Raw genomic sequence first — 18,393 nt, 5'->3', positions numbered from 1 at the left:
ACATCATGCGCGGCTGCTTCGGCGGCTGCACCTTCTGCTCGATCACCGAGCACGAAGGCCGCATCATCCAGAGCCGCTCGGAAGACTCGATCATCAAGGAGGTCGAGGCGATCCGCGACAGCGTGAAGGGCTTCACCGGCACCATCTCCGACCTCGGCGGGCCGACCGCCAACATGTACCGCATCGGCTGCAAGTCGCCCGAGATCGAGTCGGCCTGCCGCAAGCCCAGCTGCGTGTATCCGGGCATCTGCCCGAACCTCAACACCAACCACGATCCGCTGATCAAGATCTACCGCCGGGCGCGTGCGCTCAAGGGCATCAAGAAGATCCTGATCGGTTCGGGCCTGCGCTACGACCTGGCCGTGCAGTCGCCCGAGTACGTCAAGGAGCTGGTGCAGCACCATGTCGGCGGCTATCTCAAGATCGCGCCCGAGCACACCGAGCAGGGCCCGCTCACCAAGATGATGAAGCCGGGCATCGGCAGCTATGACAAGTTCAAGCAGATGTTCGAGAAGTACTCGGCCGAGGCGGGCAAGAAGCAGTACCTGATCCCGTACTTCATCGCCGCCCATCCGGGCACCAGTGACGAGGACATGATGAACCTCGCGATCTGGCTGAAGAAGAACGGCTTCCGCGCCGACCAGGTGCAGACCTTCTATCCGTCGCCGATGGCCACCGCGACCACGATGTACCACACCAACAGGAACCCGCTGCGCAAGATCACGCGCGAGAGCGAGACCGTGGACATCGTGCGCGGCGACAAGCGCCGCCGGCTGCACAAGGCCTTCCTGCGCTACCACGACGCCAACAACTGGCCGCTGCTGCGCGAAGCGCTGAAGTCGATGGGCCGGGCCGACCTGATCGGCAACGGCAAGCATCACCTGATCCCGACCTGGCAGCCGCTGACCGACGGCAGCTACCAGAGCGCCCGGCGCAAGAACTCGACCGCGGTGGCTGCCAAGCCGGCGGCGCCGGTCAAGGGCCGCATCCTGACCCAGCACACCGGGCTGCCGCCGCGCGACACCGGGGCAGGGCGGCCGAAGCCCTCCGCGGGCAAGGCGGCGWTCCGCAAAGGTCGCTGAGAGGACTGCGCCGCGGCCCCTGTATCGTGTTGGCATGAACAGACTGCCGGCTCCTTTCCCGCTCTGGTGTCGAATCGGCCTCTGGCTGGCGCTGTGCGCGTGGGCCTCCGGCGCGCAGGCAGCGCTCGAGGCGGGCTCCGCCCAGGCCCTGCGCGCGCTGCACCACAAGCTCGGCGGCCAGTTGGCCCACAGTCCCTTGAAGCGGCCAGTCGTGCTGGATTCGGCCGAGACCGACGGCGGACTCCAGGGTGACGTCTACGCCGTCGTCGATCATTCGCTGGAGGAGGTGCGGCGCGCCCTCGAACAATCGTCGCAGTGGTGCGACATGCTGCTGCTGCACATCAACAACCGGCGCTGCCGAGTCGCCCGCGGACCCGGGGGCGACACGCTCACGCTCAGCGTGGTGCCACGCTACGACAAGCCGATCGAGCAAGCCTTCGAACTGTCCTTCGTGCACCGCGCGCCGCAGGCCGCGCGCGACTACCTGCTGGTGGACCTGTCGGCGGAATCCGGTCCGATGGGCACCAGCAACTATCGCGTGATGCTCGAAGCCGTGCCGCTCGGGGAGCACCAGACCTTCCTGCATTTCGCCTATGCCTACGACCACAACGTGGTGGCGCGGCTCGCCACCATGGCCTACCTCGCGACTTTCGGCAGCGAGAAGGTCGGCTTCACGGTGATCGGCAAGAATCCGAATGGCGATCCCGAATACATCCGCGGCCTGCGCGGCCTGGTGGAGCGCAACGCAATGCGCTACTTCCTGGCGCTCGATGCCTACCTCGATGGCCTGGCCGTGCCATCGGCCGAGCGCGACACCCAGCGCCTGAACCGCTGGTTCGAGGCGGTCGAGCGCTACCCGACGCAGCTTCACGAAATCGATCGCGTGACGTACCTCGGCATCAAGCGAGAGGATCGCCAGCGCGACGCGGCGGCGCCCGCGCGCTGAATTCAGCGCAGCACCAGCACCGGCGTATGCGAATGGGTCAGCACGTGCAGCGTTTCGCTGCCCATCAGCAGGCGCTTGATGCCGCGACGGCCGTGCGAGGCCATCACGATCAGGTCGCAATGGTGGACCCGCGCGGCCTCGATGATGGCTTCGGACACCCCCTCGGCCCGCACGATGATGGCCGTGGTGCTCTTGACGCCCCGGGAATCGGCCTTGGACTTGACCGCGTCGACCACCCGCTGGGCCTCGATGTCGGCCTGTTCGCGCAGACGCGAGACCTCCATCTGGCTGAGCAGCAGCGACCCTTCGAAGTAGCCGGCGGTCTGGTGATGGACCACCTTGACGGCGAACAGCTCCGCCTGCGTCAGGATGGCCAGGTCGATGGCGCTGGACACGGCCTGTTCCGACAGCTCGGAACCGTCGGTGGCGACGAGGATGCGTTCGTACATGACGGAACTCCCGGGCGAGCGGGACCCGCCCCCTGATTCAGATTACTGCGCGCATCGCGCGGCTGCAAGGCGCAGCCCCCGTTCTAGGCAAGCTTGCCTAGCCCCGCCGGCCCCAGGCCTCGTACAGGTCTTCGCCCTCGGGCCGCACCGGCAGGCTGACGAGCTTCATTTCGCGCTGCTCGAGCGGCCTGGCCAACTCGACGTAGCCCCGAGCGGCCGACAGGTCGTAGGGCTCGCCATCCTCGTTCGAGTAGGCGTAGTAGACCTCCTTCACGCCCGCCAGGTACATGGCCGTGAGGCACATGGGGCAGGGATAGCCGCTCGCATAGACCGTGCAGCCGCTGAGGTCGGTGCTCTTCAGGGCCCGGCCGGCCGCGCGCACGGCCTGCATCTCGGCATGGGCCGAAGGGTCGCACAGCGCCTCCACCTCGTTGACGCCGGTGGCCACCACGCGGCCCTCGCGGGCGATCACCGCGCCGAACGGCCAGGTCTTGCGCTGGCGCACGTTCTCCATGGCGAGCTGGATGGATTCGAGCAGGTATTTCTCGGCGTCTGTCTTCGTGGTCATGGGATGTCGCTTGAGCGTGGGATGAATCGGCTGCCGTGGCAGGCCGGTCTGAACAAGGGCGGGGTCAGGCCTCTTTCGGCGGCTGCCTGCGGGCGATGAACACGATCACCAGCACGGCGGCCAGCAATTCGATCGCGGCGACCAGATACAGGCCCGGCGCCACCCGCCCGGTCGCGTTCTTGATCAGGCCCATTGCATAGGGGGCGCCGAAGCCCGCGAGGTTGGAGATCGAGTTGATCAGCGCCACGCCGACCGCGGCGGCACCACCGCTCAGGAACATGTTCGGGAACTGCCAGAACACCGGGATCGCGCTCATGGTGCCGACCAGGGCCAGGCCCATCGCGAGCAGCGGCACGATGGCGGGCAACCCCGGCAGGCCGAGCGCCAACGCCAGCAGCAGCATGCCGGCGGCGCCGCAGATCGCGGCACCGCTGAAGTGCCAGCGCAGTTCGCCGCGGCGGTCGGAGTTGCGGCCGTTCAGGATCATGCCGGCGGCGCCGAACAGGTAGGCCGCGCCGGCAATCCAGCCGATCGCCATCGGCGTCACGAAGCCGGTTTCCTTGATGACGGTGGGGATCCAGAAGGTCAGCGTCGAATTGGCGCACAGCAGGCAGAAGAAGATCGCGATCAGCAGCCACACCTTCGGGTGGGTGAAGAGCTGGCGCCAGTCGCTGCCGCGGTCGCCGAGCCGGCGGTTGTCGAGCTCGAGTTCGTGGCGCACGACGCGCTTTTCCTCGTCGCTGAGCCAGCGCGCCTGCTCCGGCCGGTCGGTCATGTAGAACCAGGCGAAGACGCCGGCCAGCACCGAGGGGATGCCTTCGAGCACGAACAGCCACTGCCAGCCGTGCCAGCCGTGGACGCCGCCCATCGAGGTCATGATCCAGCCGGCGATCGGGCCGCCCAGCACGCCCGCGATCGCCGAGGCCGACATGAAGGTGCCGAAGGCCTTGGCGCGGCGCTGCGAGGGATACCAGTAGGTCAGGTACAGGATCACGCCCGGGTAGAAGCCGGCCTCGAAGGCGCCGAGCAGGAAGCGCAGCAGGTAGAACTGGGTCGGCGTCGTGACCCAGGCCTGCATCATGCAGACCAGGCCCCAGCCGATGGTGATGCGCATCACGGTCTTCTTGGCGCCGATCTTCTGCAGCAGCATGTTCGACGGCACCTCGAAGAAGAAGTAGCCAAGGAAGAAGATGCCGGCTCCTAGCCCGTAGACCGCCTCGCTGAAGCGCAGGTCGTCGAGCATCTGCAGCTTGGCGAAGCCGATGTTCACGCGGTCGAGCCAGGCCAGTACCCAGAGCGCGCCCAGGAAGGGCAGCAGCCGCCACGAGATCTTGCCGTAGGTCGCGTCGACCTTGTCCTGGGAGGCGATGGCGCCGGGCAGCGCCATGTCGTGTGCACTCATGTCTCAGCTCCTTGTTCTGGCCGGATTCGGCTGCGCCAATGTTGGCCGCTTGGGCCCCTGTGCGAAACTGGGCAGCCGCAATAGGGCACATAGCAATGTCGATATCCGGAGTCTGAACCACCGTGTCGCGCGCCGATGATCCGTTCGAGACCTATCTGCTCAGGGTGCTTTGCGCCTTGATGGCCGACCAGAGCGTCTCGCGCACTGCGATCCGCATGAACCAGTCCCAGCCGGCCATCAGCGCCGCGCTCAAGCGGCTGCGGGAGATCTTCGGGGATCCCCTGCTGGTGCGCGACAAGAACACCATGGTGCCCACCCCGCGCGCGCTGGCGGCGGCGGCCCAGGCGCGGGCTGCGCTGGCGCTGATCGACGGCCTCGTGAGTTCGGGCGAGCGCTTCGATCCGGCGACCACCGAGCAGGCTTTCACGATCGCCATGCCCGACTACCTGGCGCCGCCTTTCCTGGCCCACGTGGTGCGGACCTTCCGCACCGAGGCGCCGCGCGCGCGGTTGACCGCCATGCCGCTCGGCCCGCAGTTCGACTACGAGCGGGCCCTGCAGGACGGCGCGGTCGACATCGTGATCGGCAACTGGCCGAGCCCGCCCGAGCATCTGCACATCTCGACGCTGCTGGAGGACGAGGTGGTGTGCGTCCTCGCGCGCGAGCATCCCTGGGCGGCCGAAGGCGCGCTCACGCTCGAGCGCTATCTGCGGGCGGCGCACGTGGTGCCGATGCCGTACTCGATCGGCCAGCGCGGCGTGGTCGAGTCGGGTCTCAACACGATGCGGGTCGGCCGCGACCGGCGCGTGGAGTGCCCGTACTTCGGCCTGGCGCCGAGCCTGCTGCCCGGCACCGACCTGATCATGACCACCAGCCGCCATTTCGCGCAGTACCACGCCGAGCGCCTGGACATCGCGATCGTGCCTTCGCCGATCCCGCTTCCGGCGATGCGTTTCTACCAGTTGTGGCACTCGTCGCAGCACCGCGCGGCAGCGCACGTCTGGCTGCGCGGCGTGCTCACGGCCGCGTCGCGCACGCTGGCGCAGCCATCGGCCCGGCTGCACTGAGCCAGAGCAATCCCCGGGCCCTTTGCTATGCGCCGTATAGCGCCGTGCGTCTTCAGGCGCGCGTGACGCGTTCCTACACTGGGTGCATGTCCACACTGCAAACCCACCTCGACCTGAGCGCCGTCAATGCGATGGAGCGCAGTGCATTCACCGCCGCCCTGGGCGACATCTTCGAGCACTCTCCCTGGGTCGCCGATGCGGCGTGGGCGGTGCGCCCCTTCGGCTCGGTGCGGGCGCTGCACGAGGCCATGATGGACGGCGTCCGGGCCAGCGGCAGGGCCCGGCAGATCGAGTTCCTGCGCGGCCATCCGCCCTTGTCGGGCAGCGCGGTGCGCGCCGGTTCGATGACCTCGGATTCGATCGCCGAGCAGAAGAGCGCCGGGCTGGAGGCCCTGTCGGCGACCGAAGAGCAGACCCTGGACCGCCTGAACCGCGCCTACGAGGCGCGCCATGGCTTCCCGTTCATCGTCTGCGTGCGGCACTACACGCGGGCGGGCGTCTTCGCGGAGTTCGAGTCGCGCAGCCTGCGCGAGCCGGCACAGGAACTCGCCGAGGCGCTGCGCCAGGTCGGCTTCATCACGCGGCTGCGCCTCGTGGCGCGGGTCAGCGCCTGACCAGCGGGCAGTTCGAATCGGCCAGCGGCGCGAAGGCCCTGTCGCCCGGGATCGTCTCGAGCACCTTGTACAGATCCCACTCGCCCTTGGACTCCGCCGGTGTCTTGACCTGCACCAGCAGCATGTCGTGCACCATCTTGCCGTCGGCGCGCAACTGGCCATTGCGGATCACGGCGTCGTCGAGCCTGGCCGAGCGCAGCTTGGCGAGCACCGCGTCGGGCTCGTCGGTGCCGGCGGCTTCGATGGCCTTGAGGTAGCTCAGCACCGCCGAGTAGACCGCCGCCTGCATCATCGTCGGCATCTTGCGATGCACGGCCTGGAAGCGCTGGCCGAAGGCGCGCGAGCGCTGGTCGTAGTCCCAGTAGAAGCCGTTGGTGAGGATCATGCCCTGCGCATTCGCGAGGCCCATGCCGTGGATCTCGGTGATCAGCGACAGCAGCGGAGTGAAGGTCTGCTTGCCGCCGCGCACCATCGCGAACTGCGAGGCCTGCTTCACGGTGTTGAGCGTGTCCAGTCCCGAGTTGGCCAGGGCGATCACCTGGGCGCCGGAGTCCTGCGCCTTCAGCAGGTAGGAGGACTGGTCGGACGAGTTCAGTGGATGGCGTGACGACCCGAGCACCTTGCCGCCGGATCGGGTGATGATCGCGGTGGCGTCCTTCTCGAGCGCATTGCCGAAGGCGTAGTCGGCGGTGATGAAGTACCAGCTGTTCATGCCCTTCTTGATGAGCGCGGGCACGGTGGTATTGGCGAGCGAGAAAGTGTCGTACATCCAGTGCACGCTGTGCGCGGTGCACTGGTCGTCGCTGATGGTGGAGGCGCCGGCACCGGTGACCATCGCGAGCTTCTTCTTCTCGTCGGCGATGCGGGTCACGGCCAGCGCGACGTTGGAGTAGGTCAGGTCGGTGATCATGTCGACCCTGTCCTGGTCGAACCACTCGCGCGCCTTGGTGGCGCCGATGTCGGTCTTGCCCTGGGAGTCGGCCGAGACCAGCTCGATCGGCATGCCGAGCACCTTCCGGTCCTTCGAGAACTCGTCGATCGCGAGCTGCGCCGCCACGATCGAGCCCTTGCCCGCGTTGTCGCTCGAGACGCCCGAGAGGTCGGTCAGCACGCCGATCTTCACGACGTTGTCCGAGATCCGGGCTTGGGCCGCGGCGCCGGCGCCGAGCGCGGCGAGGGCGATGGCCACGGCGAAGCGCCGCAGCCCTGGGTTCATCCGATCCATGCAGGTCTCCTTTGTTGTTCGAGCGGCCAGTTTATGYGGGGCACGATTTCACGGCGGCGTCACAAACTTCCGTACTAATGCCCGGGCTCGCGCGCGGTGCGCGGGCATCACTGTGCAGGAACAAGAATGAACGAGCGATCGAGGATGACGTGGCTGGCGGCGGTGGGGGCCGGCCTCGTGGTGGCCGCATGCGGCGGTGGCGGCAGCGGCGGCAGTTTCGTGCTGCCCACGGGCGGCACGGGAGGCACGGGCGCCGGCGGCGGCACAGCCATCGGTGGCGGCACTGCTGCAACGGTACCGAGTGTGGCCGGCGTCTTCCTCGACGCGGCGGTCGAAGGCCTGGACTATGTCGCGGGGACGGCCCCCAAGGCGGTCACCTCGGCCAAGGGCGAGTTCGCCTGCAAGGCGGGAGAGACCGTGAGCTTCAGCCTCGGCGCGTTGGCGCTCGGCAGCGCCGCCTGCGGCAGCACCCTCACGCCGCTCTCGCTGGCGGGGCAGCAGGCCACGCCCGAGGGCTTGAAGGCCGATGCGGTGGTCAACCGCCTGATCGCGCTGCAGAGCTTCGACGAGGACGGCGACCCGTCCAACGGCATCCGCATCGCGGACGCGCTCAAGGGCGCATTGAAGGCCGGCGCGCTCGACTTCGCGGCTCCGGCGGCGAGCTTCGACAGCGCATTCAACACCTTGCTCGCGGCGCTGCCGGGCCCCTATGCCACGCGGGTGTCCGATGCCAATCGGCGCGCGCTGGCGCGCGAGCACTTCGAGAACACGCTGGCCGCCCAGCTCGGCGCCCCGGTGGTCGAGACCTCGACCCAGACCCATGCGCTGGGCGCCATTGCGGTGAGCGTCACCCGCCACCAGTTGCAGGCCGACGCGAAGTTCAACGTGCCTTATGAAGGCGCCAACGAGAAGACGCGCGCCGATTTCCCGAAGGGCTTCCTGCCGGCCTACGGCTCCGGCCTGGCGTTCAAGGGCACGGCGGCCGATGGCGCGCTGGAGTTCTACGCCATCACCGACCGTGGCCCCAACGGCGATGGCCCGACCGCGCCGGTGCCTGGCGGCGCCGGTGTCAATATCAGCAAGGTGTTTCCGGCGCCGTCCTTCGCGCCGAGCTTCGGACTGGTCACGGTCGGCAAGAGCGGTGCCGTGCTGCAGACGAGCGTCGCGCTGAAGCAGGATGCCACTCGCAGAATCAGCGGCCTGCCTCCGCAGTCGGGCGTGGGGGCCACCGGCGAGACGCCGCTGACCGACGCCTACATCTTCGATCCGGCCAAGGCGAACTTCGACGCCAACGGCCTGGACCCCGAGACATTGGTGCTCGACAAGGCCCGCAAGGTGCTCTGGAGCAGCGACGAATACGGTCCTTTCATCGTTCGCATCAACATCGACAGCGGGGTCATCGAGAAGAAGTACGCGCCGGGCAGCGGCGCGGCGGACCTGCCTGCGGTGCTCGCGCTGCGGCGCCCCAACCGCGGCATGGAAGGTCTGACGCTCGACGTCGCCAGCGGCCGGCTGCACGGCTTCCTGCAGAGCCCGATCGACCCGAAGGACGGCGCCGGCAAGTCGATCCAGGCCTTGCCGCCCGGCGGCAAGAAGACCGACGTGCGCCATCTCGCGAAGTTCACGCGCTGGCTCGAGTTCGATCCGGCCACCGAGCGCTCGAAGCTCTACGCCTACCCGATCGACGGCAGCCAGTACGACAAGGACCGCACCGGCAACGCCAAGCTCGGCGATGTCGTGAGCCTGGGCAATGGGCGCTTCATCGTGATCGAGCAGGGCGCGCGCAAGAGCGATGCCAAGGTGTTCAACAAGCTGGTGCTGGTCGAGATCCCGGCCGATGCGACCGACATTGCCGCACTCGATCACAACCTCGAGATCAGCAGCATCACGCAGGCGGCGTCCGGCGGTGCCGACTGGTCGAGCGTGGTGACGCTGAAGAAGACCGATCTGCTCGACCTCAACGCGCTCGGCTGGCTGGCCGAGAAGGCCGAGGGCCTGACGCTGGTGGACGAGCACACGCTGGCGCTCGTCAACGACAACGACTTCGGGGTCGCCACCACGCTGCTGGATGCCAGCGGCCAGCGGGTGGCCGGCAGCATCGAGGATTGCACCGTGGATGCCGCCGGCGCGATCGTGAGCGGCTGCCCGGCGGGCGTCGTCGGCGCACGCATCACACGCGGAAGCGACCTTGAACGGCCGACGCGGCTCTGGCTCCTGCGCTTCGCGCGCAAGCTGACCGACCTGAAACTGCCGGCCCCCTGAGGTCACTCGGCCCTGACCCTGGAGCGTGCCGGCGCGGAACCCGGGGTCGCGCCGCGGAGTCGAAGAAGGCTCGGCCTCGACAGGAGACGCCATGCCCCGACGCCTGACTTCCACACTCGCGGCGATCGTCGTCGCCGCCGGCGCATCGGCGGCGGCTTCCGCTGCCGCACTGTCGGTCGTTTTCGTCGATCCGGACAGGTTCACCGATGCCGCGTATTCGCATCCCCACGGCACCGAGCAGCAGCGCGCTGAAGTACTGCGCGACATCGAGCGGCACCTGCGGCAACTGGTCGAGCGCGACCTGCCGGCGGGCGACGCGCTGCGCATCGAAGTGCTGGACATCGATCTGGCCGGGTGGTTCGAGCCGTTTCGCTTGCGCACCGGCACCGATGTGCGAGTCCTGCGCGACATCACCTGGCCGCGCATCCAGCTGCACTACACGCTGACGCGCGGCGACCGGGTGATCGCGAGCGCCGAGGAACAGGTGGCCGACCTGAACTACCTCATGACGGTCAATCGCTATGGATCCAGCGACCGGCTGCGCTACGAGAAGGCGATGCTGGACGACTKGTTCCGCCGGCGCATCGCGGTCCAGGCTCGGCAGGACTGACGCAGCCGGGTGTTCCTGTTCCTGATGAGCGGGACGGGCGGCTGCCGGCCGGGGGGTCCGCGCGCGAAATTTAAGGTTTGATGAGGGATTGCGTAAGCAATTCTTAGCGGCGCGCGCGGGCGTGGATTCCTAGACTTCTTTTCCAGCAGGCAGGCGCACGGTGCGCCCGCCGCTGAACCGAAAAGAGGACCCCATGAACATCGATCAGCGCGAACTGCGCCATGTCGCGGAGGCCGCAGCGCCCCGTGTCGATTTGTATGCCGGCATTCACAAGGCGTTGCGCGCGCTGATGGCCGACACCCTGCTGGCCGTCGGGCGGATGGACAGCGACGATGCGCTGGAGCTTGCGCAAGTCACTCAGCGGGTGCTCGAACTGCTCGATTTCTGCCGCTCCCACCTGCGGCACGAGAACGAGTTCGTCCACACCGCGATCGAGGCCCGCGCGCCCGGCGCCAGCGGCAAGATCGCGCATGAGCACGACGAGCACCTGCAGGCCATCGTCGCGCTGGCCGGCGAGACCACGGCCCTGCTGCAATGCGCGCCCGCGGCCCGGGCCGCCGGCACGCTGGCGCTGTACCGCGCGCTGGCGCTGTTCGTTGCCCACAACTTCGAGCACATGCATGTCGAGGAGACCGCCCACAACGCGGTGCTGTGGGCCCGCTACACCGACGCCGAGCTGATCGCGATCGAGAACGCGCTGGTGGCCGCGATCCCGCCGGAGGAGATGATGTTCGTGCTGCGCTGGATGGTGCCGTTCATGAACCCGGCCGAGCGCGCCGCAATGCTGGGCGACATGCGCGCGCATGCGCCGGCGCCGGCCTTCGCCGCGGCGCTGGACGTGGTGCGCCCGCATTTGCGCGAGCGCGAATGGACCAAGCTCAGCGCCAGCCTGGGCCTGCCGGCGGTGCCGGGACTGGTGCAGGGCTGAGTCCCGGCTCAGCCCGCGATCTCGGTCAGCGCGACCGGCCGCGCGATGCGCAGCTGGAAGCGGCCGCGGCCGGTCTTCTCGATCCGGATGTGCGGGCTGTTCTCCTGCAGCCGGCGCTGCAGCAGCACCAGCCGCGCCTCCAGGTTGTCCGAGAGATCGGGCAGCCGCAGCGCCGGGTCGAGCCGAAGCTCGCGATTGGTGAATTCGCTTCGGCCCTGTTGCGCGTGCTCGCGCAGCAGCTTGCCGAAGATGGCGCCGGCCACGCCCTTGATCAGGTAGCTGTCGCCGATGAAGACGCTGTTGTTGGCCAGATAGTGGCGCACCGCGACCGGGGCGCCCGTGGCCGACGTCTGCCGCGCCGGCGCGGCAGGCTCGGCCGAGGCGGCCGGCTCGTCGGCGGTGCGCAGCAGTTCGAGGGCGGCGCCCAGGTGGCCGGCGATCGTGACCAGCGCATCCTCGTCCTCGAAGCCGAAGCGCAGGTCCTGCGGGCTCTCGACGAACAGCGCRCCGAGCAGGCGGCCGCAGGACACGATCGGCACCGCGAGCTGGCTGTGCGGCTCGGGCAGGCCCGGAAACGGGATCTCGGTCTCGAGCACCAGGCCGGGCTCGATCTCCCGCATGCTGCTGCGCACCGCGTGGCTGTAGCTGGCCGCATTCGTCATGTGGCTGATGCGCACCGGCGTGCGCTCGCGTGCGGCGACGCCGATCACGCCATGGCCGATCTCGATCTCGGAGCCGACGCCCGAGGTCGCGTAGCCGCAGCTCGCCACCGTGTACAGGCGGTCGGTCGCGCCGTCGCGCATCAGCACCATCGCGTGGCGCACGTCGAGCTGGTCGTTGAGCACTGCGAGCACGGCCTGCAGCAGCTCGTCGGTCGCGCAGCAGGCGGACAGCCGTTCGGCGCAACGGCGCACGCCCGCCAGCAGGCCGTGGCGCGGCGGCGGCGGCGCCAGGCCGTCGCCTTCCAGAAGCTCGATGGCCTCGACCTCGTAGATGTCGGCGCCGAGCAGGCGGAACACGCCCGCCATGCCCGAGTGGGAGGCGATGCCCGCCAGTTGGGCCTTCATGCCTTCGAAGCGCGGCCCGCCGGTCTCGGTGCGCAGGTAGCGCAGCCTGAGCCGGTAGAAGGCGGCGACCACCGGATCCATCACCAGCACCGTCGCGTGCGGATTGGCCAGGATGTTCTGGCGGGTCTTGTTGAAGAACTGGAAGGACAGCGCGACATGCCGCTCGTCGACGTAGTAGACCTGCGAGATGTAGGCGACGTTGGGCGTGCCGTCCTCCGAACAAGTGGCCATCATCGCCGGGATCGCACCTTCGAAGCAGGCGCGGATCGCATGCAGCGAGGGCGGCGTGGCGCGCAGGTTCATCGCAGTGTTTCAAAGAGCGGGCAGTGCGCTGCCGGCCTTCGGGCCGGGCGTCTGGTCGAAGGCCGCGGTCGGGTTGAAGCGGATCGCCACCACATCGTCGAGCGTGAAGGCCAGCATCGCGCGCACGAAAGGGATGTCGTAGCCGACGCAGCCGACCTCGTGCTCCATCGAGCGCAGGTAGCGGCGCAGCAAGGGCTCGTCGGCCTCGGTGGCGGCCCGAAGCTCCGCGCGGCCGGCCTTCACCTGCACCGTGCGATGGCTCAGCGGTTCGCTGAAGACCACCGCGATGTGCCCGGTGGCGGCGATGTCCTGCAGCAGCTGGCGCGACTGGCTGCGCGAGACATAGACCGTGACCTCGCTGCCGTCCGGTGCGATGCCGGCKCCGACCGCGCGCATCAGGCTGGGCCGGTGCGCGACATTGCGCGAGGCGACGATGGCCGAGACGCCCTTGTCGATCATCGCGATGTGCTCGGGGCTCAGCAGTGGGCGGGGAGGGTCGGCGGACATGGAGACGGGCCGGTCGGCGAAAGCCCGCATTGTGATTCAAAGTCCCGCTGCCGTCCGTTTTACAGTCGGCCTACGCCAACCGGCCGACGCGCCTGTCTCAGGCCGCCAGCCGGGTCTCCGGCACGACCGGCGCGCTGACCCGCAGGTGACGGGTGGCGCTGGCGGTGCGCATCACCGCCGACAACAGCGAGCGGAACCAGATGTGGGCCGCCGCGTGCTGGTTGCGCCCGTGCCAGAGCTGGTAGAAGCGCATCGGCGGGAAGGCGATCGGCGAGGGCACCACGGCCAGCGGCAGCGTCGCCGCGAAGTGCAGAGCGAAATGCCGGCTGGTCGTGAAGATCAGGTMGGTGCCGGGCAAGAGCTGAGGTGCCATCGAGAAGTAGGGCACGGTCACCGTGGGTGTGCGCGCCATGCGCTGGGCCGCCAGGTGGGTTTCCACCACCCCGCGCTGCAGTCCGCTGTAGAGCAGCGGGACCACATGGGAACCCTGCAGGTAGTGCGCGAGCGTCAGGCCCGCGGCGCCCGGGTGGTCGCGGTCGACCAGGCAGACGATCTCGTCCTCCAGCAGCAACGTGGTGCGCAGGTGCTCGGGCGGCTGCGGCCAGTTGCCGATCACCACGTCCAGCGCACCTTCGGCGAGCGCGGCATCGAAGTCGTAGTCCTGACCGAGCGGCTGCAGCAGGATCCGCGCGCCGGGTGCCGTGGTGCGCAAATAGTGCACCACGGCCGCCATCAGCGGCGGCGCCAGGTAGTCGGGCGTGCCGATGCGGAAGGTCTGGTGCGTGGTGGCCGGGTCGAAGGCGTCGCCGGGCGAGAGCAGGGCATCGATCTCGCCGAGCACCGTGCGAACCGAGGCCTCCAGCTGCAGCGCGCGCTCGGTCGGCACCATGCGCTGCTTGTCCTTGATCAACAGGGGGTCGTCGAAGATCTCGCGCAGCCGCTTCAGCGCGGTGCTGACCGCGGGCTGCGACTGGTTCAGGCGCGTCGCCGCGCGCGAGACGCTGCGCTCGTTCATCAGGATGCTGAAGACGCGCAGCAGGTAGGTATCGAAGGGGTCGTTGGTACGGGACATCGCCTGTCTCCTGCACAGATTTGGTGCCTCGGGGCACCGGCGCCGGTCGCCGGCGGGCTCCGGGGCGGCGCTTTGCTATGCCGCTGATTGCTGCCTAGCGATTGGCGTGCCATGGCTGCGTTCCTAGAGTCAGGCATCCCTCTTGCTGCACCACCCCATGACCCACCTGATTCACCCCACGCGCCGCGGCGCACTCCAACTGCTGGCCGCAGGCGCCGCCGCGCTGGGCCTGCCGGCCTTCGCCCAGTGGCCGGACAAGCCGATCAAGATCATCGTGACCTTTCCGCCCGGCGGATCGAGCGACATCCTGGCCCGCGTGATGGCCGAACAACTGGGCAAGAAGCTGGGCCAGGCCGTGGTGGTGGACAACAAGCCCGGCGCCGGCGGCACGATCGGAGGCGCCCAGGTGGCCGCGGCGGCGCCCGATGGGGCCACCTTCATGCTGTCGAACACCACGCCGATCGCGCTCGGCCCGTTCACCCTCGACAAGCAGCCCTACGACCCGGTCAGCGCCTTCACCCACATCGCCTACCTGGGCTCGGCGCCGCTGGTGATCATGGCCAGCAAGCCCTCGGGCATCACCACGTGGGCCGAACTCGAGGCGCGGGCACGCAAGGAAGGGCGGCTGGACTTCGGCTCCGGTGGGCCCGGATCGATCGGCCACATCCACGGCGAGCTGATCCGCAAGACCACCGGCGCGAACCTGGTGCACGTGCCGTACCGCGGCGGCGCCCCGATGACCACCGACCTGATCGCCAACGTGATCCCGGTCGGCATCGACGTCATCACCGCCTACGTGCCGTTCTTCAAGAGCGGCCAGCTGGTGCCGCTCGCCGTGACCGGCAGCGCACGCTCGCCGTTGATGCCGGAGGTGCCGACCATCGTGGAGCTGGGCCAGCCGAAACTCGTGCTCGAGAACTTCTTCGGACTGAGCGGCCCGGCCAGGCTGCCGCCCGAGATGGTCGTGCGGCTCCACACCGCCTGCAACGAGGTGCTGGTGATGCCCGAGGTGCAGAAGAAGCTGATCGAACTCGGCATCGTCGCCAGGCCCGAGAGCACCTCCCGCTTCGAGGCCATGGTCAAGGAGCAGGTGGGCGTGCTCGGGCCGACGGTGAAGGCCGCGGGCATCAAGCTCTGAGCGTGCCGCGGCCTGCTTGCGCGGCCTCACCCGGCGGCGGATGATCGCCTGGAACTCCAGGAGGTTTCGATGCCCCAACATCAACCCTTCGCTCGCACCCGCCGCGGCCTGCTCGCGGCGGGCGGCGCATGGACCGTCCTCGCGGCGTTCCGGCCGGGCCGCGCCCGGGCGCAGACCACGGCCGGCATGCGCATCGGCATCATCGGCGCGGGCCGCATCGGCGGCACGATCGGCGGACTGTGGGTCAAGGCCGGCCATCCGGTGATGCTGTCGTCGCGCCATCCCGACGAACTCAAGGACCTGGTCGCGAGCCTCGGCCCGCTCGCGAGCGCCGGCACCGTGGCGCAGGCGATCGCCTTCGGCGACGCGCTCTTCATCGCGGTGCCCTATGGCGCGCTGCCGCAGATCGGCCGCGATCACGGCGCAGCGCTCCGGGGAAAGATCCTGCTCGATGCCTGCAATGCCGTGGCCTCGCGTGACGGGGTCGTGGCGGACGAGGTCGAGCAGGAGGGCATCGGCGCCGTGTCGCAGAAGTACCTCGCGAACGCGCGGCTGGTGCGCGCGTTCAACACGATGTCCTACGCGATCTTCGCCCGCGAGGCCCACCGGCCCGCGCCGAGGCTGGCGATACCGATCGCGGGCGACGATCCTGAAGCCGTCAGGGTCGCGGCGGGGCTGGTCGAGGATGCCGGCTTCGACCCCGTCGTGGTCGGCAAGCTGGCCGACGCCCGGCGATTCCAGCGCGGCGCGCCGGGCTACGGACAGGCGGTGAGCGCGGCTGAACTCAGGCAGAAGCTATCGCTGGCGCCATGACGCCATTCCAGGGCTGGCTGCGGCGGGCGGTGCCGGCGACGCCGCAGGAGTTGGCGGCGGCGCTGTGGTCCTTCGGCTATTTCTTCGCGCTCCTGGCGGGCTATTACGTGCTGCGGCCGCTGCGCGACCAGATGGGGATCGCAGGCGGAACGCGGGCGCTGCCGTGGCTCTTCACCGCGACCTTCGTGACGCTGCTGGCCGGGCAGCCGCTCTACGGCGTGCTGGTGGCGCGGCTGCCGCGCGCTCGGTTCATCCCGATCGTCTATCACTTCTTCGTCGTCAATCTCGCGGCGTTCTGGGCGCTGCTGGCGCTGGGCATCGCGCCGGTGATCGTGGCGCGGGTGTTCTTCGTCTGGGTCAGCGTCTTCAACCTGTTCGCCGTCGCGGTGTTCTGGTCCTTCATGGCCGATCTCTTCACGAGCGAGCAGGGCAAGCGGCTGTTCGGATTCATCGGCGCCGGCGGCACGGCCGGCGCGCTGCTGGGGCCGGTGATCACCATCGCGCTCTCGGTGCCGCTGGGGCCGCACAACCTGCTGATCGCGGCCATCGTGTTCCTCGAGATCGCGGTGTTCTGCGCGCGTCGGCTCGAGCGAGGCGCGGGGGCAAGCCTGAGCGGTCATCGGCGCGAGGAGCCTCGCGTGGGCGGCAGCGCCCTCGCCGGAGTGTCGGGGCTGCTGCGCTCGCCGTACCTGATCGGCGTCGGCGCCTGGGTGAGCCTGCTGTCCTTCGGCGCGACGATGCTCTATCTGGCCCAGGCGAACGTGGTGGCGGCCACCGTGCAGGGTGCGGGGGCGCAGACTCGGCTCTTCGCGAGCATCGACCTGGCGGTGGGACTTCTCACGCTGGCCACGCAGGTGTTCGCCACCGGCCGGCTCCTGCAGCGCTTCGGCACCGGCGCGGCGGCGGGGGCGCTGCCGATGGTCTACGTCATCGGCTTTCTCGCGCTGGCGACGTCGCCGAGCCTGGCGGTGGTGGTGGTGTTCCAGGTGGCCCAGCGCTGGATGAACTTCGCCATCGCCAATCCGGCGCGGCAGGTGTTCTTCACCGTCGTCGGGCGCGAGGAGAAATACAAGGCGAAGAACCTGATCGACGTCGTGGTCTACCGGGGTTCCGATGCACTCTACGGCTGGGTCTACGACATGCTGCACGCGGTCGGGCTCAAGATCGGCGCGATTGCGCTGTGCGCGGTGCCGGTGGTGCTTGGATGGGCCGTCCTGTCGATGGTCCTCGGGCGCGCGCAAGAGCGCCGTGCGTCTTTCGACGGCGCCATCGCGCAGGGAGGTCCGCCTAATCGGCCAGCGTGAGCAGCGGCACGTCGCGCTCGCGCGCCATGGCGTCGAGCTCGGCGCGCGTGCGCTGGGCGATCCATGCGGCCAGCGCCTCGTGGGTGGCCGGCGCCAGCATGTCGCCGGCGGCCAGGCCGGCCGCCTCGCAGAGCCGGGCCGCGAAATGCGGCTCCAGCGCGGCCACCGCCACCCGTCCGTCGGCGCACGGATAGACGCGGTAGCCCGCATGGGCGCCGCCGACTGCGCCGGTCGGTTGCGACAAGCCCCAGGTGCGCGGCAGCGCGAGCCAGTCGGCGGCGGCGTTGAGCGCCACTTCCAGATAGATGCCCGCATCCGGCGAACTTCGCGCGTGCAGCGCCGCCTGCAGCACCGCCTCGCTCGCGAGCAGTGCGCCCCCCATGTCGGCGTAGAGCGTGGGCGGCAGAGCGGTGCCGGTGACCAGCCCGCTTTCGGCCAGGTAGGTGAGGTCGTGGCCCGGCTCCTCGGCGCGCGCGCCCGGCGCGCCGACGATCGCGACCTGCGACAGCCTGGGATGGCGCGCCTGCAGCGCGTCCCAGCCGAGTCCGAGCTTGGCGAGCGCCGAGGGCCTGAACGAAGTCAGCAGCACGTCGCAGTCGGCCAGCGCCTGGTGCAGGCGTTCGCGGCCGGCCTCGGCCTTGAGGTCGACCACTTCCACCGTCACGCCCTGGTGCAGCGCGGCATAGGCCGGCTTGTTGTAGTGGCCCATCGGGTCGCCCGAGGGCGGCTCGAACTTGAGGCAGGCGGCGCCCATGGCGCGGCAACGCATCAGCGCGGCGGGGCCGGGCAGGTTGAGCGCCAGGCTCAGCACGCGCACGCCGGCCAGCGGCGCGAAGGTGGCGGAAGTGGGGTTCGGCATCGGTGGGCGTCCTTGGGAGAGTGTCACCTTGGGAGCTTACCGGGTCGGGGCAAGCGCTCTACGATGCGGCTGGCAGACGCCCGATCCACACCGAAGACAAGGAGACCCCACATGTTCCAATCCGATCTCATGGCCGGCCAGCGCATCCTCGTGACCGGCGGCGGCACCGGCCTCGGC

The 18,393-nt window shown here is 69.2% G+C and carries 18 protein-coding genes; 10 read left to right on the top strand and 8 right to left on the bottom strand.

The features are described from left to right. On the top strand, positions 1 to 1,082 hold a 1,082-nt coding region (locus AC1D2K_RS10980; protein ID WP_478088811.1), incomplete at its 5' end, for a DUF3362 domain-containing protein. Positions 1,083 to 1,116: 34 nt separating this feature from the next. Further along, on the top strand, positions 1,117 to 2,028 hold the full coding sequence (locus AC1D2K_RS10975; RefSeq protein ID WP_478088809.1) for a hypothetical protein: 912 nt from the start codon (positions 1,117 to 1,119) through the stop codon (positions 2,026 to 2,028). Between the two features lie 2 nt (positions 2,029 to 2,030). Here the strand turns inward: AC1D2K_RS10975 and AC1D2K_RS10970 are convergent, their stop codons facing one another. From AC1D2K_RS10970 to AC1D2K_RS10960, 3 genes are all read right to left on the bottom strand, one after another. Beyond that, positions 2,031 to 2,477, bottom strand: coding sequence for a universal stress protein (locus AC1D2K_RS10970; protein ID WP_478088807.1), 447 nt, complete (start codon positions 2,475 to 2,477; stop codon positions 2,031 to 2,033). 97 nt (positions 2,478 to 2,574) lie between these two features. Beyond that, positions 2,575 to 3,045: a nucleoside deaminase gene (locus AC1D2K_RS10965; RefSeq protein ID WP_478088806.1), complete on the bottom strand. Its 471-nt coding sequence runs from the start codon at positions 3,043 to 3,045 to the stop codon at positions 2,575 to 2,577. A gap of 64 nt (positions 3,046 to 3,109) precedes the next feature. Then, positions 3,110 to 4,447 carry an MFS transporter gene (locus tag AC1D2K_RS10960; RefSeq protein WP_478088804.1) on the bottom strand — a complete coding sequence of 446 codons (1,338 nt, stop codon included), beginning with the start codon at positions 4,445 to 4,447 and terminating at the stop codon, positions 3,110 to 3,112. A 122-nt stretch (positions 4,448 to 4,569) separates the two neighbouring features. On the opposite strand from AC1D2K_RS10960, the gene AC1D2K_RS10955 reads away from it, so the two are divergent. Together AC1D2K_RS10955 and uraD are read left to right on the top strand one after the other, a co-directional pair. Then, complete coding sequence (locus tag AC1D2K_RS10955) at positions 4,570 to 5,514, top strand: LysR family transcriptional regulator (RefSeq protein ID WP_478088801.1); 945 nt, start codon at positions 4,570 to 4,572, stop codon at positions 5,512 to 5,514. 86 nt (positions 5,515 to 5,600) lie between these two features. Next, a complete protein-coding gene (gene uraD, locus AC1D2K_RS10950) occupies positions 5,601 to 6,128 on the top strand; it encodes a 2-oxo-4-hydroxy-4-carboxy-5-ureidoimidazoline decarboxylase (RefSeq protein WP_478088798.1) in 528 nt (175 codons plus the stop codon). On the opposite strand, the gene AC1D2K_RS10945 is transcribed toward uraD, so the two are convergent. Further along, positions 6,118 to 7,353 carry an ABC transporter substrate-binding protein gene (locus AC1D2K_RS10945; protein WP_478088795.1) on the bottom strand — a complete coding sequence of 412 codons (1,236 nt, stop codon included), beginning with the start codon at positions 7,351 to 7,353 and terminating at the stop codon, positions 6,118 to 6,120. The genes uraD and AC1D2K_RS10945 overlap by 11 nt on opposite strands. A 126-nt stretch (positions 7,354 to 7,479) precedes the next feature. On the opposite strand from AC1D2K_RS10945, the gene AC1D2K_RS10940 reads away from it, so the two are divergent. The 3 genes from AC1D2K_RS10940 to AC1D2K_RS10930 all read left to right on the top strand — a co-directional run bounded on the left by AC1D2K_RS10940 (position 7,480) and on the right by AC1D2K_RS10930 (position 11,153). Continuing rightward, positions 7,480 to 9,615: an esterase-like activity of phytase family protein gene (locus tag AC1D2K_RS10940; RefSeq protein ID WP_478088793.1), complete on the top strand. Its 2,136-nt coding sequence runs from the start codon at positions 7,480 to 7,482 to the stop codon at positions 9,613 to 9,615. Positions 9,616 to 9,706: 91 nt separating this feature from the next. Next, positions 9,707 to 10,225 (top strand): DUF3016 domain-containing protein, encoded by a 519-nt coding sequence (locus AC1D2K_RS10935; protein ID WP_478088791.1) that lies wholly within the window; start codon positions 9,707 to 9,709, stop codon positions 10,223 to 10,225. A 193-nt stretch (positions 10,226 to 10,418) separates the two neighbouring features. After that, positions 10,419 to 11,153, top strand: coding sequence for a hemerythrin domain-containing protein (locus tag AC1D2K_RS10930; protein ID WP_478088788.1), 735 nt, complete (start codon positions 10,419 to 10,421; stop codon positions 11,151 to 11,153). Positions 11,154 to 11,161: 8 nt separating this feature from the next. Here the strand turns inward: AC1D2K_RS10930 and AC1D2K_RS10925 are convergent, their stop codons facing one another. From AC1D2K_RS10925 to AC1D2K_RS10915, 3 genes are all read right to left on the bottom strand, one after another. Next, the gene (locus tag AC1D2K_RS10925) at positions 11,162 to 12,523 is read right to left on the bottom strand and encodes a GAF domain-containing protein (protein WP_478088786.1); all 1,362 of its coding nucleotides are present in this window, start codon (positions 12,521 to 12,523) and stop codon (positions 11,162 to 11,164) included. A gap of 9 nt (positions 12,524 to 12,532) precedes the next feature. Further along, complete coding sequence (locus AC1D2K_RS10920) at positions 12,533 to 13,030, bottom strand: hypothetical protein (protein WP_478088784.1); 498 nt, start codon at positions 13,028 to 13,030, stop codon at positions 12,533 to 12,535. Between the two features lie 97 nt (positions 13,031 to 13,127). Further along, the gene (locus AC1D2K_RS10915) at positions 13,128 to 14,102 is read right to left on the bottom strand and encodes a LysR family transcriptional regulator (RefSeq protein ID WP_478088781.1); all 975 of its coding nucleotides are present in this window, start codon (positions 14,100 to 14,102) and stop codon (positions 13,128 to 13,130) included. Between the two features lie 157 nt (positions 14,103 to 14,259). Here AC1D2K_RS10915 and AC1D2K_RS10910 point away from each other — a divergent pair, with 157 nt between their 5' ends. The 3 genes from AC1D2K_RS10910 (at position 14,260) to AC1D2K_RS10900 (ending at position 17,357) form a co-directional block, all read left to right on the top strand. Beyond that, positions 14,260 to 15,240: a Bug family tripartite tricarboxylate transporter substrate binding protein gene (locus AC1D2K_RS10910; RefSeq protein WP_478088779.1), complete on the top strand. Its 981-nt coding sequence runs from the start codon at positions 14,260 to 14,262 to the stop codon at positions 15,238 to 15,240. Positions 15,241 to 15,309: 69 nt separating this feature from the next. Next, a complete protein-coding gene (locus tag AC1D2K_RS10905; RefSeq protein WP_478088778.1) occupies positions 15,310 to 16,053 on the top strand; it encodes an NADPH-dependent F420 reductase in 744 nt (247 codons plus the stop codon). Beyond that, on the top strand, positions 16,050 to 17,357 hold the full coding sequence (locus tag AC1D2K_RS10900) for an NTP/NDP exchange transporter (protein WP_478088776.1): 1,308 nt from the start codon (positions 16,050 to 16,052) through the stop codon (positions 17,355 to 17,357). Before AC1D2K_RS10905 ends, AC1D2K_RS10900 begins: the two co-directional genes overlap by 4 nt. Here AC1D2K_RS10900 and AC1D2K_RS10895 read toward each other — a convergent pair. Then, positions 17,341 to 18,216: a CoA transferase gene (locus AC1D2K_RS10895; RefSeq protein ID WP_478088774.1), complete on the bottom strand. Its 876-nt coding sequence runs from the start codon at positions 18,214 to 18,216 to the stop codon at positions 17,341 to 17,343. The genes AC1D2K_RS10900 and AC1D2K_RS10895 overlap by 17 nt on opposite strands. Positions 18,217 to 18,393 lie beyond the last annotated feature (177 nt).

It is taken from the genome of Variovorax sp. P1_H12_2, from assembly GCF_056405335.1.
The sequence above is the reverse complement of the archived record's forward strand: the minus strand, read 5'-3'. Positions and strand labels throughout refer to the sequence as shown.